Origin of the sequence: Halobellus inordinatus, assembly GCF_024498335.1 — an archaeon.
Taxonomy (GTDB): domain Archaea; phylum Halobacteriota; class Halobacteria; order Halobacteriales; family Haloferacaceae; genus Haloquadratum; species Haloquadratum inordinatus.
In genome coordinates this window covers 1,541,336-1,555,893 of the sequence record NZ_CP101825.1, presented here as the reverse complement: position 1 = coordinate 1,555,893, position 14,558 = coordinate 1,541,336, and the positions used below count along the sequence as shown (strand labels likewise).

Sequence of the window (14,558 nt, the reverse complement as noted above, 5' to 3'; positions counted from 1 at the left end):
AGTAGACCGAATTGTCCTACGATGTTGCGCCTGCAATCTTGATTGTTTGTGTTCGCCGCGATGCTCGCACCGCCGGGGACCACTAATCGTGCCTCCGTGCCGGTGCGGGCGACGTGGCAGCCCGGCAACAACTATACGATAGTCCGCCGTCGCGACAGACGTGAGCGACGCCGATCAGACGCAGACGACAGACACGTGGCTGTACGGCTGGGCACTCGGCTACGCTGCCGTGGGCGCGGCTTCGCTGCTCGTTCCTCTCTACGCTATCGACCTCGGCGCTGGCGCGTTCCTGGTCAGCCTCATCGCCGCCACGGCTGCCTTCGCCGGCGTGCCAGGCGCGATCCTCTGGGGGCGGTTAGTGGCGCGGACGCGACGACGCCGACCGTTCATCCTCGTCGCACTGGGCGCGAGTGCCGGCGTCTTCCTCGTCTTGCCGTTTCTGGCCTCGCCGTGGACGGTCCTCGCCGCCAACGCCGCGCTGTGGTTCGTCGTCGCGGCCGCCGCGCCCGTACTGAACGTCGTCGTCGTGGAGGGCTACGATCCGTCGCTGTGGACGCAGCGATTCGGCCTGCTGAACCACTACCAGGGCTACGGCTGGCTGGCCGGTCTCGTCGCCGGCGGCGTCTGGTCTGCGGTCGCCGGGTCCCACGTCGGCCTGCCGGCGCTCGCAGCCAAGCGACTCTTCTTCGTCGGCGGCGCGACCGCCACGCTAGCCGGTGTCTTCGTCGTCTTCCTCCGCTATCCGGAAGCGGCGACGATGTCCGAACAGCGCTTCCGACGGCTCTCACGTCGCTTCCGCGCGGGGAACGGGGGCGCCGAGCGGGCCACCCGCGCCGTGCCGTTCGGCCCTGCCCGAATCTACTGGGCGCTCCGCGAGATCAGACTCGGTCGGGGCTCCCTCACGCGCCTCCGCGGGCGGTTCTCGGCGCGGTTGCTCCGGTACCTCCTCGCAGCGACCGTGTTTTTCGCCGGGTTCTCGGCGTTCTTCGGACCGTTACCCGCGTATCTGGTCGACGCGGGCTACGCCACCGACGAGGTGTTCGTCCTGTTCATCCTGAGTTCGGCGGCGTCGGCCGCGGCGTACGCCCGGGCCGGGACGGCGGCCGCGGCGTTTGACCCGTTCCGACTGCAGGTCGGGGCACTGCTCTTTCGCGCCGGGGCGTTCCCGATCGTCGCCGTCACCGGGGCGGCGATTGCGCCCCCGACCGGTCTGCTCGTCGTCGGCGCGCTGTTTCTCGCGCTCGGGGCCTCCTGGGCGGTCATCGCCGTGACCGCGACCGGCCTCGTCTCCGAACTCGCGTCGGAGACGGTCCGCGCGGAGGCGCTCGGGATCTACACGGCTATCGGGAGCCTCGGCGGCGGCATCGGCAGCGTGCTGGGCGGTGCGATCGCCGACGCCGTCGGCTATCTCCCGGCGTTCGGCGTCGCAGGCGGGTGTGTCGTCGCCGGCATTCTCGTCGCTGGTCGAGCGGAGATGGCGGCACACGAACCCATCCAGGGCTGAGAGCGGCAGCGAAAGTGACAGCTACTTGTCGACCGTCTTCGTCGGGGAGATCCAGACGACGAGGTCCTCCTCCTGTCGCACGATCCCCTCGATGAAGTCGCCGCGATCCATCGGCGGGTCCTCGACGTCGTCCATCGAGACACGGACGACCTGGTCGACCTCGTCGACGAGCCAGCCGACCGCGGCGTCGTCCTCGAAACTGGTCGCGTCGAAGATGACGATACGACTCGCCTCACCGGTGTTCTCGACGTTCAGGAGCGTCTTCGGGTTGACGATCGAGGTGGTCCGTCCGCGGAGGTCCATCACGCCTTCGACGAAGTCGGGCGCGTTCGGGACCGCGGTGAGCGAGCCACGGTCGACGATCTCGGAGACGTAGTCGATGTCGACACAGTAGGTCTCGCCCCCCAGCTCGAACTCGAGGACCTGCATCTGGCGGGCGGTGGCGTCGGTGTCGTCTGTGGCGGTGGGGTCTGAAGCGCCCGCCGCCGCACGTTGTTCCTGCGACATAGCCGTGTCGCCGACGGCTGTAGGGCCGCCGGTTGTTACCTGATTTTGGCGCACACGTCGGCAATAAATGTACGCACGCTATTATCACGGCTGATTTTCGCCGGCGAGCGCTTAAGTCCCCCAGTTGGGAAGTTTTCCAGTAGAGATGAGCGGGTACGAGCACGGCGTGGACCGGCCGGACGCGCCTACGGGACGGAGGCGGCGTCACGGCCCGAGACACGAGTGCGTCTCGCGGCTGCGAACCGAGACCCGTCGTCGTTCGAGGACGGCGCAGGCGGAGATAGACGACGGACACGGGGGAGACGAGCGATGAGTACCGCCTCCGAGCCGGGCGGCAGCGACGAGTCGACGCGGGCAGTCATCGTCGACGACTCACGGTTTATGCGGACGCTCATTCGAAGCCTGCTCGAAGAGGGCGGCATCGAGGTCGTCGGCGAAGCCGAAGACGGCTCGAAAGCGCTCGATGCGGTGACCGAACACGACCCGGATGTCGTGACAATGGACATCGAGATGCCCTCGATGAACGGTCTCGAGGCCGTCGACGCCATTATGGCGGACCACCCGACTCCGGTGTTGATGCTGTCCGCACACGCCGAGGAGGACGCCGACGTGACTTTCGAGGCGCTCGACCGCGGCGCGGTCGACTTCGTGACCAAGCCCGGCGGCGAGGTCACCTCGTCGATGCCGCGGGTGAAGCGCGAACTGGTCGAGAAAGTCGAGTCCGCGGCCCGAGTCGACCTCTCGGCGAACGCACGCCTGTCCTCGGAGGACCGCGGCAGTTCGACTGGGGAGAGCCGGTCCTCGTCGCGAACGGCCGGCTCTACCGCGTCGACAGACACGAGCGCAGCCGATGGAGCGACCGCGTCCGGAACGGCGACGGGAACAGACGCGCCCCGACAGCAACGGACGGCCCGAACGGGGTCCACTGCGGGACAGACGGACGCCACCGACACGGGGTCGTCGACGGCATCGACAGCAGGGAGTTCGCCGGCAGCGACGCAGACCACGACGTACCCGGAGGCCGGAACGCTCGTCGTCGGCGCCTCGACCGGGGGACCGAACGTCGTCGAGCGCGTCCTCGGAGCGTTACCGCGCGAGGCGAACCTCAGGGTCCTCGTGGTACAGCATATGCCCGAAGGCTTCACCTCGCGGTTCGCGACGCGACTCGACGGCCGGTCGGGGTACGATGTCACGGAGGCAGAGTCGGGCGAGCGGATTCAGGCGGGCGAGGCGCGTGTCGCACCCGGCGGCCACCACCTGCTCGTCACCAGCGATCGGAACGGGCGTCTCAAGCTCGAACTGACGGAGACAGAACCGATTCACGGCGTCCGGCCCGCCATCGACATCACGATGGCCTCGGCCGTCGAGAGTGTGGAGGGACCGCTGTGTGCGACCCTCCTCACCGGGATGGGCCGCGACGGCGTCGACGGGATGCAGCGGATCCACCAAAGCGGCGGACACACGATCGCACAGGACGAGGAGACGTCCGCGATCTTCGGGATGCCGCGGCGCGCCATCGAGACGGGGAGCGTCGACGTGGTCGCGCCGGCCGAACAGATCGCCGAGAACGTACTGCAGTACTTCGCGGAGGAGTGACCGATGGACGACGAACTCTACCAGGAATTCATCACCGAGTCCGAAGAGAGCATCACGCAGTTGAACAACTCACTTTTGGATCTCGAATCGAACCCCGACGACGAGGAAGCGATCGACGACATCTTCCGACAAGCCCATACCTTGAAGGGGAACTTCGGGGCGATGGGCTTCGACAACGCCGCGACCGTGGCGCACGCCGTCGAAGACTTACTCGACGAGGTCCGAAACGGCCGCATCGAGGTCACCCACGAGCGGATGGACCTGGTCTTCGACGGGATGGACGAGATCCTCGACATCCTCCACGAGATCGAAAAGCACGGCGAGTCCCAGCGCGATCCGAGCGATCTCGTCGAGGAGATCCGCGCCGCTGCAGAGCCCGAGTCCGACGCGGACGCCGGGGAGGAAGCCGCCGCGGACGCCGAACCCGCCTCCGCAGACGCCGAGTCAGGCGACACAGACGGAACGGAAGACGCGGTGGAGCCGGAATCCCCGGACGCTGACAGCTCAGCGGAGTCGGGAGAAGCCCTCGCGGCAGCTTCGGACGCGCTCGATCTGGACGAGCCCGACGTCGCCGACGCCGACAGCCTGTATCACGCCGAGATTTCGCTCGACGTCGGAGATATGAAAAGCGTCGACGGCGGCTTGTTCGTCGGCGGCCTCCCGGAGGACCTCGCGGTTGTCGGTGCGGACCCGGACCTCGATCGCATCGAGGACGGCGACTTCGGAGACGACTTCGCCGTCTTCGTCGCCGACGAGGACCGCGACGAACTCGAAGCGACCCTCTGGGACCTCTGGAAGGTCGAGTCAGTCACGCTCACCGACGTGAGTGCGGTGCTCGACGGAGAGACCGGAGATATGGCGGCCCCCTCCTCAGACGGTGCGACAGCCAGCGCGGACGCAGACGGATCCGACGCGGACACCACAGCAGACGGATCCGAGGCGACCCCCGGAACGCCGGCGGCGAACGGGTCCGCGGGCGACGCCGGGAGCGCGCCGACGTCGACCCCGAACGAGGACGTCGACGCCGAGTCTGCGGCCGCCGCGGTCGACGCTGTCGTCGACGCGTACACCTCGGACGGAGCGGCCGCCGGCGACGCGGCGGACGGGACTGGTGACGCTGCTGCAAGCGACGACGCAGCAGACGAACACGACGACGCCGCGGACGCGGCGGCCGAGGATACAGCGCCCGCAGACACCGACGAGACCGAGGCAGACGCAGACCCCGGCAGCAACTCCCCAGGCGTCGCGGAGGCCGATGGCGCTGCTGACTCCGGCGACGATGTCGAGGAGTCCGACGAGAACGACGCGGACAGCGACGACAGTGGCGGGACGGCGCGAAAGCGTGGAGACAGCGGCCGGGGCGGCGACGAGGACGATAAAGACGAAGACGACGAGGAGTCACGCTCGATTTCGGCGGTGAAGTCCGTCCGGGTCGACGTCGATCAGCTCGACGAGCTGCACAGCCTCGTCGAGCAATTAGTCACGAGCCGGATCAAGCTCCGCCAGGCGCTCGGCGAAGACGACTCGACCGGCCGCGACAACCTCGATGAACTGGATAAAATCTCCTCGAATCTCCAGGACACCGTGATGGATATGCGGCTCATCCCGCTGAAGAAGGTGTTCGACAAGTTCCCCCGACTCGTGCGTGACCTCGCGCGCGAGGAGGACAAGCGGGTGAGCTTCAACATCGAGGGCGAGGGTATCGAACTCGACCGGACGATTCTCGACGAGATTTCAGATCCGCTGATGCACGTGCTCCGGAACGCGGTGGATCACGGCATCGAACCACCGGAAGAGCGGGAAGCCGCCGGGAAGTCCGCGACCGGCACAGTCGAGTTGCGAGCCGAGCGCGAACACGACACCGTCGTCATCACGGTCGAAGATGACGGGGCGGGCATCGACGCCGACGTGCTCCGCGATAAGGCGGCCGAGAAGGGCATCCGACCGCGCGAGGAGTTGGTCGAAATGCCCGACGAGGAGGTCTACGACCTCATCTTCCACCCGGGCTTCTCGACGAACGAGGAGATCACCGACGTCAGCGGCCGCGGGGTCGGAATGGACGTCGTCAAGACGACCGTCGAGTCGCTCGACGGATCGGTCAACGTCGACAGCACGCTCGGCGAGGGGACGACCATCTCGATCCGGCTGCCGGTATCGGTCGCGATCATCAAAGTGCTCTTCGTGCAGGTCGGCGACCGAGAGTTCGGCGTCCCGATCAAGTACATCGACGAGATCTCGCGGCAGACGCGCGTCCAGAGCGTCGACGGGGCCGAGGTGATCGTCCACGAGGATCGTATCTTCCCGCTGATTCGACTCCGCGGCGCACTCGCTCTCAGCGACGAACGGCGCGATAGCGGGATGATCGTTCGCATCCGACCCGCCGACCGGCAGGTCGCGCTCCGCTGTGACGACGTCGCGCGCCAGGAGGAAGTCGTCGTGACGCCGCTGCAGGGGCCCCTCAAAGGCACGGAGGGACTCTCCGGAACGGCCGTCGTCGGCGACGGGAAGGTCGTGCCGATCCTCGACGTGAACTCACTGTCGATTCCCGACGAGGGCAAGCAGGCGCGCCGTCAGTGGGTCCCACCGGAAGACGACAGCGCGGAAGCCGAGGGGGCGGCCGACTGATGGGCCTCGACATCGACACCGGATCCGACGACGCCGAGGACGCAGACGAGCGGGCGTTCGACGACTTACTCGAGTACGTCGAGTCGTCGCTGTCGTTCGCGACGAGTTCGTACAACCGCTCGTACCTCGACCGACGGGTCTCCGCCCGGATGCGACGCCGACACGTCGACGACTACGACGAGTATCAAGAACTGCTCGAAGACGACGAGGACGAACAGGAAGCGCTCCTGAACGCACTCAGCGTCAACGTCACCAGTTTCTTCCGCAACCCCGACGTCTGGGAGGCGTTACGCGAGATCATCGCGGAGTTGAGCGACGACGGCCGGACCCGGATCTGGAGCGCCGCTTGCTCGGACGGCCGCGAAGCGTACTCGGCGGCGATGCTCGCGCTCGACGACGACCGAATCGACGCCGATCGCGTCGAGATCCTCGGTACCGACATCAAGCCCGAGATTCTTCGGGCCGCACGCCGTGGCGAGTATCACGCCTCGGAGACGAACGATCTCAAAGAGCAACTCGAACCGCTGGAGAACAGCGACCGGTACATAGAGCGTGAGGGAGACACCTACCGCGTCAGCGACGAGGTGCAGGAACTCGTCTCCTTCCGCCGACACGACCTCGTACAGGAGGATCCCCCGAAGACGTTCGACCTCGTCATCTGCCGAAATCTGTTCATTTACATCAACAGAGAAGCAAAAGAAGCCATCTTCGAGACGCTCGGATCCGCCGTCGAACCCGGAGGATACCTGACGATCGGGATGACCGAAACCGTCCCGGCGTCCTGTCGCGACCGGTTCGATCCGGTCGAAAAGCGACTCAGGATCTACCGCGACACGGCGGGTGAGGAGACGTCTCGAACACGGAGGTAGGTGCGTGTGAAACCAGGTGAAACGAAACTCGCGGACACGCGCGGACGGTTCCTGCAAGCGCTCCGTAACGGTCGCGAACGGAGCGACGCCGGCTGGACGAACGGCCGCATCCTGCTCTCGAACAAACGGATCGTGCTCGCGGGGACGAGCGGCAAGCGCACCTTCCCGCTCTCGAAGATCGAACAGGTGGGCGGCCGATTCGACGTGAACCAGCGCGTCGCGACCGTCGCCGACTACATCGCGCTGCAGTTCGACGACGGCGAGGACGTGATCCTCGTCGCGCCCGCGGAGTTCGAGGAGTTCGAGATGGACCTCTACGACGCGCTGCTGTCCTCGACGAAGTTCCTCGTTCGACACCCGGCCGTCGAGGGCGGCGTCGTGCAGAACACCGAGTGGGAGCGCGCCAAGATGCAAGTCGAGACGGAAGCCGTCAACATCGCGACCGTCGCCGGCACGTTCGTCGGCGTCCAACTCGACGACATCGGTGACATCGAGATGGGGCGCCGAACCGTCCGCGAGGAGCGACGAGAGGTCATCGAGGTCGAACACTCAGACGACAACGGGACGAGCGTCCAGACGTACATCTCGGGACCCGAACGGGCCGTCGGCATCCTGAAGTCGCTTCTGCGGATCGGCGAGGAACAGACCGAGACGGCGCTCGATCTCTCGAGACAGGACAAACAGGTGTTGATGGCGCTGTACTCCGGCGTCTCCCCGTTCGACATCCCCGCGTTTCTCGGGATCGACGTCGACGAGGTCGAAGAACTCTTTGTACGGCTCATCGACCACGACGTCCTAGACGAGGTCCGGATCCGACACGAGGTGGAACTCAACGCCCGCGGGCGGTCGATCGCGGCCGACGCGATCGACGAACAGGGCGCGGAGATGTGACGACGACGAGCACCTCGAAAGAGCAGACCCCGCCGAGTCCCGCGCTCACCCGCTAGCGTGCGCCAGAATCTCTGTGCGGGCCTCCGAAGCGCACTCCCGACCACCCCGGCCGAAGTGAAGGGTGTTCGCGTTGACCGGGTCGCTGAGGAGGCCCCCCGAGTCGACGGGGACGTCGACCTGTTCGATCTGGAGGTAGCCGATAGTGATCCCCTTCGCGAGGTCGACGCCGATTATCTCGTCGGCTGGGATCGTCTTGTCGTCGAACCGTGAGCGGTTCACGCGATAGATTTCGACGCGGTCCTCGTAGACGACCAGCGTACCGTCCTGGAACGTGCAGACGACGAGCGCGTTCGGATACTCGTCGACGCCGTCCTCGGAGTCCTCATCCGCGTCACCGCTCCGTCCCCACGGGAGATCGACCATCGAGAACTGGTACCACGGGACACCGCAAAAGCGTTCGGCCGGGCCGGGGTTCAGTCACCCGACCACGCCGCATCCGAGAGCGTGCGCTGGACCGCCTCCTCGCCAACCGCGGCCGCGAGCGCCTCGAAGCCACGTCGCTCCGCGCGGTCGCGGGCGTTCGCGACGAGTCGGGAGACGATGAACTCCGGCGTCGACTTGCCGACCGTGCCGAACCGTGGCTGGTAGTCGACGCGGAGCGCGAGATCGTCGGTCAGCCCCTCCGCGAAGATGCCGTCGATGCGCGCCTCCGGGGGGAGGGGACTGAGGTCGTCGGCGAGGTGGGTCACGTAGACGCCGAGCGCGTCCTGATCGACCGTCAGATCGACCAGGCCGTTCAGCAGGTCGGCGGCACGGCCGGGTTCGGTGATCGCCTCGAACTCGTCGACGAGCATCAGCGTGCGGTCGCCGGTCGACAGCGGCGGGACGATCGATTTCAGCGTCGACTCCAGGACGCCGGCGTTGAAACTGGCGTGTCGGCGGTGGAAGACCACCGTATCGAACTGACCGACCTCGGCCCGCGCTGCGGGCACGGGCAGCCCCATCGAGGCGAGCAGGACGACCTGTGCGAGCGTCTCTAAGAGCGTCGTCTTCCCGCCTGAGTTCGCCCCGGTGAGGACGGCGACGCGGTCGCCGGATGGCGGCTTCGGCGCGTCGTCGCCGAGGTCGGCCGAGCCTATGCCGTGTGACCCGACGGCGTACGTGACGGGCTGAACCTCACCGGACAGCGAGAGGTTCCGCGCGCCGACGACGGCGAGTCCGTCCTCGACGAGTCGCGGGCGGGTCAGATCGTACGCGGCGGCGAAGCGGCCGAGCGAGAGGTCGAACGCGATCTCGGAGACGGCGCCGACGGCGGTCTCGACGTCCTCGCGCGCGGTCTCGATCGACTCCCGCAGATCGGCTGCCACTGTGCGTTCGCGTTCCTCGACGTCGGCGTCGAGTTCGGCGACGAGCGCCCGGAGGGACGTCCCCGCGAAGTCCGCCTCGTCGTGGGCGTCCTCGGCGACCGCGGCCTCGACGCGCCCGCGGCGAACGTCGGTCTCGCTCGCGACGTACTCGACGAACGCCGCGCGGAACTCCTCGAAACTTCGGACGCCGCGCTCGCGCACGGACTCTAGCACGTCGAGCGCGCTCGACTCCAGTTGCGCGGCGGCGTCCCGCTTCTCGCGCAGGCGATCGAGTTCGTCGTCGGTACCGGGTGCGACCGATCCATCTTCGTCGACGGTGCCGAGCGCGGCCGCGGCCGCTTCGAGCGCGTCGTCGTCGAGGTCGTCCAACGCGGCGAAGGTCCCGCCGCGCAGGCCCGCCTCGCGGAGCGCGAGCGCCGTCTCGACCGCGATTCGGTCGGTGCCGCCGGCCTCGTCGTAGGCGTCGAACGCCGAACGGACGGCCGCGCGATCCTCGTCGTTCAGTTCGACCCAGGCGTCGCGTGCGGCGAGCACGCGGTCGAGTCGCGACTCCCGTTCGTCGACGTCCGAAAGCGGCGTCAACACGCGAATCCGGTCAGCGGCGTGCGCGGTCAGCGCGTGTTCGCTCGCCAGCGTCAGCAGTTCGTCGTAGACGTCGCGGGCGTCCCGCGTCCCGAGCGTTTCGATGCCCGCCGCACCGTTGGCTCTGCGGAGGATTCTGACCGCACGCCCCCGCGGGATCCCGGCGTCAGCCAGCGCGCGGATGTCGGCGTTCTCGATGGCCGCGACGGCGCGCTCTGTGCCCGTCGCCTCTCGGAGTTTCTCGCTCGTCTTCGGACCGACCCCCCAGTAGTCCTCCAGTCGCATAGCCTCACCTCCAACGGGAGCATCTTGTAGGTTTGCGGTTCGACTGGTCGGGGCGTGGGAGCGCCGTCACGGAGGTGACGGCAGGAGGAATGGGGAAACGAAGGGACCGCCGTATGAGGCGGTCCGGAGGGGACGCCCGACAGCGTGGTTGGGGGAGTGGTGGACGCTGTCGGAACGGGGGGTCGGCGTCGGGGTCGGGAGGCGGTGGAGCGTCGTGTCGGGAGCACCGACTGCGTCAGGGGGACGACGAGACGCGCCGGGCACGGGCGTCTCGGACTTCTGCTCCCTCCCGGATTGCGTCCTCACAGTTGGGACAGACGCGGGCGTCTGTGAACCCTTCCGGGGCGAAGACCCGGACGTAGTCCCGCGAGACGAATGAGCCACAGTTCTGACACTCAGGCATTGCACGCCACCTCTGCGACGGATCGGTCGAACATATCCACTTGGGGAGAGGGGGTGTAGTACCCTAACACGGACCCCTACGTCCTTAGGTCCCGAGCGGAAATTGGGGGTCTGAGGGGCAGCTATTTATCCGTGGACTCGTTTCGTCCGGGTATTAGGATGACATCGGACGGTTCGTCGAACGGCTCTCAGTCGGGGCCAGACGACACGTCGGCTGCGACAGGTTCGCCCCCCGGCGGGACGGTGGAGAACCCTGCGACGCCGACAGACGGACCGCGAGCCGAGACCGATGCGTCAGACGACGGGCCGGTCGTCCTCGTCGTCGACGACGACAGAGACCTCGCCGACACCTGCGAGTACTGGCTCCGCGAGGACTTCGACGTTCGCGTCGCCTACGGCGGAGAGGACGCGCTCGAACAGATGGACGACGAGGTCGACGTCGTCCTCCTCGACCGCCGGATGCCGGACCTCTCGGGCGACGAGGTGCTCGCGGAGATCGACGAACGGGGGTACGACTGCCGCGTCGCGATGATGACGGCCGTCGAACCCGACACCGACATCGTCGAGATGCCGTTCGACGAGTACCTCGTCAAGCCGGTCGACGAGGATAGCGTCACCGGAACCGTCGAAGAACTGCTCGTCCGCTCGGAGTTCGACGAGCGTGTCCGCGAGTACTTCGCGCTGGAGTCGACGGAAGCAGTCCTCGAAGAGCGCGATCTCCGCGACCTCGGCGATCCGACCGCCCTCGACGACCTAACTGCCAGAGTCCGTGAACTCCGCGAGGAGCGCGAATCGGAGATCCGCGAGCGCGAACGCCAACTGGACCGCGTGCGCCGGATCAACGGCTTCCTCCGCGACGTGGACCAGGCGCTCGTCGACGCGAGCACCCGCGAGGGCATCGCGGAGACGGTGTGTGCCTCCTTCGAGTCCTCGCCCTACGACGGAGCGTGGATCGCGCGGTACAACGAAGCAGTCGACACCGTCGAGTGCGCGGCCGCTGCCGAGTCGGTCACGTCCCCGTTCGCCGAGGGCAGTTCGGCGGATCCGGCGGCGCTCGTCCGCGAGGCGATCGACACGCGATCTGTCGTGACCGACGCCGTCTCGCCGGCCCACGCCGCGGCAGCCCTGCGAAACGCCGACGCCGTCGCTGGGGAACTGACCCTCGTCGCCATCCCGGTCACCTACCGGGAGACGGTCTACGGCGCGCTCGTCGTCTACGTGCGCGGATCGATCTCCGAGGAGGAGCGGTCGATGCTCGGCGGCGTCGGCGAGACGGTCGGACACGGCATCAACGCCGCCGAGTCAAAGCAGTTGCTTCACGGCGACAGCGCGGTCGAACTGGAGTTCGAGCACACCGACACCCGAGACGTGCTCGTCGACCTCTCCTTGGAGTTCGACACGACCGTGACGCTCGAAGGCGCCTCACTCGCAAACGAGGGCGTCGTCTCCTGCTACGTCTCGATCGAGGACGTGGATCCGTCGACGGTGCTCTCGGCCGTCGCACCGCTCGACGCGCTTACGAACGGGCGGGTCATCTCCGACGAAGACGACGAAGCGCTGTTCGAGTTCCGGCTAGCCGACGCCTCGGTGGTCGTGACGCTCGTCGAACTGGGCGCGTCGGTGGAGTCGTTTAGCGCGACCGGCGGCGAGGGCGAACTCGTCGTCAGAGTGCCCGCCCGGTCCGACCTCAGAGCGCTCACGAACGCCGTGCAATCGTCGTACCCGGACGTGTCGGTGCTCGCGAAACGAGAGGTCGAAGACGCAGTGCAGTCGACGTCTTCGTTCCGTCGACAGCTCGAAGAGAAACTGACCGACAGACAGCGCGACGTGATGGAGACGGCGCTGGCCTCGGGCTACTTCGACTGGCCGCGCGGCAGCACCGCCGAGGAGGTCGCAGCCTCGCTCGGCATCGCCGCGCCGACGTTCCACGAGCACCTCCGATCCGGCGAGCGAAAGCTCATCGAATCGTTCTTCGCGGAGACGTCGACCGACCGTCGGACGAGGAATCCAGCCGACGACACCGGCGACGCGGCTGGCGACGACTGATAGTGATTACTCTCACTGTGTACCGCCGAGCGCCACTCCCGGTGGCGATGGTCGGCGGTAAGAGACGAGAGTAATCATTATCATACGGTCGGACGTACTTGGCCTGAGTGTCTGATACTGTCGGACAGAACGATGTGAAGACCATTGGCACTCCGTGAGTGCCAGCGTGATTCACGAACTGCTGTCTGACAGTGTGAGCGACGGGAGAGTCGGCGTCGGAAACTGCAGGCGATCGGGGGCCGCCCGCGTGCGCAGAAATCTACGGAGAGTGTATGCCCGAGAGGGCTGTGGATCGGATCAGGCGTCGTTCATCCGCTGGGCGCGTTCGTCGCCGCAGGCTCGGCACTTCGTCACTCGGTAGGGCTCTCTGGAGAACGCCCGGTTCGTCTGCTTCTTGCTCTCGGTCTTGAGTTCGATCGAAACCTCGTGGGGAGTCCGCGCGCCGCATTCGTCGCAGTACTCGGTCAGTTCGGTGTGGGAAGATTGGCTCTTGGACATCGTCGTTCGGTACCAGAGTAGATGGCCGAATCCACATTGACTCCCGACCCTACACCCTTAGGGTCGGACGGATCGGCGGACTGCGGTGGGATCTGTGAGCGAAAAAGCGTCGGCGGGACCGCACAGTGATTGAGACGGCACCCCAGTTGGAGATTCGAATACGTCCCGACGCCTGCGCAAGCGCGTCAGATACTGCCCTGTCGGTAGATGAGGTTGCGCTGGATCTCGTTTGCCCCCTCGTAGATGACGGGAATGCGTACGTCGCGGTACACCCGCGAGATCGGGTACTCTTCGAGGACCGAGCGGCCGCCGTGGAGTTGCATCCCGCGCTCGGCACACTGCATCGCTACCTCTGTCGATTTGGTCTTCGTCGCCGCCGCCCAGAAGCCGGCGTCCTCGTTGGTTTCGACCTTGTGCGCCGCACGCCAGTTGAGCGTCCGCGCCGCCTCGAACTCCATCCGCATATCGGCGATGATGTGCTGGGTGGACTGGAACTCGGAGATGTTTCGCCCGAACGCCTCTCTGTCGTGGACGAACTTCCACGTCTCCTCGATGGCGCGTGCTGCGAGACCGATGCCGTGACCGCCGACGACGACGCGGCCGTGATTGAAGAAGTCCGCGAGGACGTAGAAGCCGCCGCCTTCGGTGCCGACGAGGTTCTCCTCGGGGATCTCGCAGTCGTCGAAGACGATGTGGCCCTGCTTGGAGGCGCGCATCCCCATCTTCTCGGGGATGTGCTCGGCCTCGTACCCGGGGGTGTCGGTCTCGACGATGAACATCGAGTAGTCCGAGTAGCGGTCGTCGCTGTCGTCCGTCTTCGCGTAGACGGTCAGCCAGTCGGCCTCCACGGCGTTCCCCACCCAGTACTTCTCGCCGTTCAGGACCCAGCCGTCGTCGGTTCGCTCGGCAGTGGTCGTCATCCCGGCCATATCCGATCCGGTCTGTGGCTCCGAGACGGCGAGTCCCGAGATCTGCTCGTTCGCTGCGACCGGCCTGAGGTACTCGTCTTTCTGTTCCTCGGACCCGTACTTCTCGACGATCTCACAGCCGAACGACGCGAGCATCAGCGTCAGCGCGATACCGGCGTCGGCCGCGTAGAACTCCTCGTTGATCGCGAGAATCTGTTCGAGGTCGAGACCACGGCCACCGTACTCCTCGCCGATGTCTTGGGCGACGAGACCGGCGTCCATTGCCGCTTCGAGGATCTCCCAGGGGTACTCCGCAGATCGGAAGTACTCCTCGGCGTTCGGACGGATGTACTCGTCGGCGAACTCACGCGCCTCCTGTTTTACTTCGCGGGCGTGCTCGGGCACGACCGACTCGTCGAGAAGGTCCATAGGGGCCACTCGAATGCCACGAGCAAATAACTCTCGGAACTTCGAAAAA

Annotated in this window: 12 protein-coding genes; 6 read left to right on the top strand and 6 right to left on the bottom strand. The window is 66.6% G+C overall.

The window, feature by feature from the left end:
* Positions 1 to 160: 160 nt before the first annotated feature.
* Positions 161 to 1,504 carry an MFS transporter gene (locus tag NO362_RS08015; protein ID WP_256544820.1) on the top strand — a complete coding sequence of 448 codons (1,344 nt, stop codon included), beginning with the start codon at positions 161 to 163 and terminating at the stop codon, positions 1,502 to 1,504.
* 21 nt (positions 1,505 to 1,525) lie between these two features.
* On the opposite strand, the gene NO362_RS08010 is transcribed toward NO362_RS08015, so the two are convergent.
* Complete coding sequence (locus NO362_RS08010) at positions 1,526 to 2,011, bottom strand: chemotaxis protein CheW (RefSeq protein ID WP_256288207.1); 486 nt, start codon at positions 2,009 to 2,011, stop codon at positions 1,526 to 1,528.
* 309 nt (positions 2,012 to 2,320) lie between these two features.
* Between NO362_RS08010 and cheB the strand changes: the two genes are divergently transcribed.
* The 4 genes from cheB to NO362_RS07990 are packed head-to-tail and all read left to right on the top strand — an operon-like array spanning position 2,321 to position 7,992.
* Positions 2,321 to 3,607, top strand: coding sequence for a chemotaxis-specific protein-glutamate methyltransferase CheB (gene cheB / locus NO362_RS08005; RefSeq protein WP_256544819.1), 1,287 nt, complete (start codon positions 2,321 to 2,323; stop codon positions 3,605 to 3,607).
* A gap of 3 nt (positions 3,608 to 3,610) precedes the next feature.
* Positions 3,611 to 6,232: a chemotaxis protein CheA gene (locus NO362_RS08000; RefSeq protein WP_256544818.1), complete on the top strand. Its 2,622-nt coding sequence runs from the start codon at positions 3,611 to 3,613 to the stop codon at positions 6,230 to 6,232.
* The gene (locus NO362_RS07995) at positions 6,232 to 7,101 is read left to right on the top strand and encodes a CheR family methyltransferase (protein ID WP_256544817.1); all 870 of its coding nucleotides are present in this window, start codon (positions 6,232 to 6,234) and stop codon (positions 7,099 to 7,101) included. The genes NO362_RS08000 and NO362_RS07995 overlap by 1 nt, the downstream gene beginning before the upstream one ends.
* 6 nt (positions 7,102 to 7,107) lie before the next feature.
* Entirely contained in the window at positions 7,108 to 7,992 is an 885-nt protein-coding gene (locus NO362_RS07990) for a CheF family chemotaxis protein (protein ID WP_256544816.1), read from the top strand.
* 45 nt (positions 7,993 to 8,037) lie between these two features.
* Here NO362_RS07990 and NO362_RS07985 read toward each other — a convergent pair whose 3' ends face one another.
* The 3 genes from NO362_RS07985 to NO362_RS14650 form a co-directional block, all read right to left on the bottom strand.
* On the bottom strand, positions 8,038 to 8,415 hold the full coding sequence (locus NO362_RS07985) for a hypothetical protein (protein WP_256544815.1): 378 nt from the start codon (positions 8,413 to 8,415) through the stop codon (positions 8,038 to 8,040).
* 50 nt (positions 8,416 to 8,465) lie between these two features.
* Entirely contained in the window at positions 8,466 to 10,226 is a 1,761-nt protein-coding gene (locus NO362_RS07980) for a MutS-related protein (protein WP_256544814.1), read from the bottom strand.
* A 235-nt stretch (positions 10,227 to 10,461) separates the two neighbouring features.
* Positions 10,462 to 10,629: a DUF7563 family protein gene (locus NO362_RS14650; protein ID WP_425492334.1), complete on the bottom strand. Its 168-nt coding sequence runs from the start codon at positions 10,627 to 10,629 to the stop codon at positions 10,462 to 10,464.
* Between the two features lie 158 nt (positions 10,630 to 10,787).
* On the opposite strand from NO362_RS14650, the gene NO362_RS07975 reads away from it, so the two are divergent.
* Positions 10,788 to 12,674: a bacterio-opsin activator domain-containing protein gene (locus tag NO362_RS07975; RefSeq protein WP_256544813.1), complete on the top strand. Its 1,887-nt coding sequence runs from the start codon at positions 10,788 to 10,790 to the stop codon at positions 12,672 to 12,674.
* A gap of 297 nt (positions 12,675 to 12,971) precedes the next feature.
* Here NO362_RS07975 and NO362_RS07970 read toward each other — a convergent pair whose 3' ends face one another.
* The gene (locus tag NO362_RS07970) at positions 12,972 to 13,172 is read right to left on the bottom strand and encodes a DUF7835 family putative zinc beta-ribbon protein (protein ID WP_121568275.1); all 201 of its coding nucleotides are present in this window, start codon (positions 13,170 to 13,172) and stop codon (positions 12,972 to 12,974) included.
* Positions 13,173 to 13,357: 185 nt separating this feature from the next.
* Positions 13,358 to 14,509, bottom strand: a complete 1,152-nt coding sequence (locus NO362_RS07965; protein WP_121568274.1) for an acyl-CoA dehydrogenase family protein — start codon at positions 14,507 to 14,509, stop codon at positions 13,358 to 13,360.
* Positions 14,510 to 14,558: the final 49 nt, after the last annotated feature.

Excerpts from the sequence above, each read along its gene's own strand:
- NO362_RS08010 (WP_256288207.1), bottom strand. The coding sequence starts at position 2,011 with ATGTCGCAGGAACAACGTGCGGCGGCGGGCGCTTCAGACCCCACCGCC.
- cheB (WP_256544819.1), top strand. The coding sequence starts at position 2,321 with ATGAGTACCGCCTCCGAGCCGGGCGGCAGCGACGAGTCGACGCGGGCA.
- NO362_RS08000 (WP_256544818.1), top strand. The coding sequence starts at position 3,611 with ATGGACGACGAACTCTACCAGGAATTCATCACCGAGTCCGAAGAGAGC.
- NO362_RS07995 (WP_256544817.1), top strand. The coding sequence starts at position 6,232 with ATGGGCCTCGACATCGACACCGGATCCGACGACGCCGAGGACGCAGAC.
- NO362_RS07985 (WP_256544815.1), bottom strand. The coding sequence starts at position 8,415 with ATGGTCGATCTCCCGTGGGGACGGAGCGGTGACGCGGATGAGGACTCC.
- NO362_RS07980 (WP_256544814.1), bottom strand. The coding sequence starts at position 10,226 with ATGCGACTGGAGGACTACTGGGGGGTCGGTCCGAAGACGAGCGAGAAA.
- NO362_RS14650 (WP_425492334.1), bottom strand. The coding sequence starts at position 10,629 with ATGCCTGAGTGTCAGAACTGTGGCTCATTCGTCTCGCGGGACTACGTC.
- NO362_RS07975 (WP_256544813.1), top strand. The coding sequence starts at position 10,788 with ATGACATCGGACGGTTCGTCGAACGGCTCTCAGTCGGGGCCAGACGAC.
- NO362_RS07970 (WP_121568275.1), bottom strand. The coding sequence starts at position 13,172 with ATGTCCAAGAGCCAATCTTCCCACACCGAACTGACCGAGTACTGCGAC.
- NO362_RS07965 (WP_121568274.1), bottom strand. The coding sequence starts at position 14,509 with ATGGACCTTCTCGACGAGTCGGTCGTGCCCGAGCACGCCCGCGAAGTA.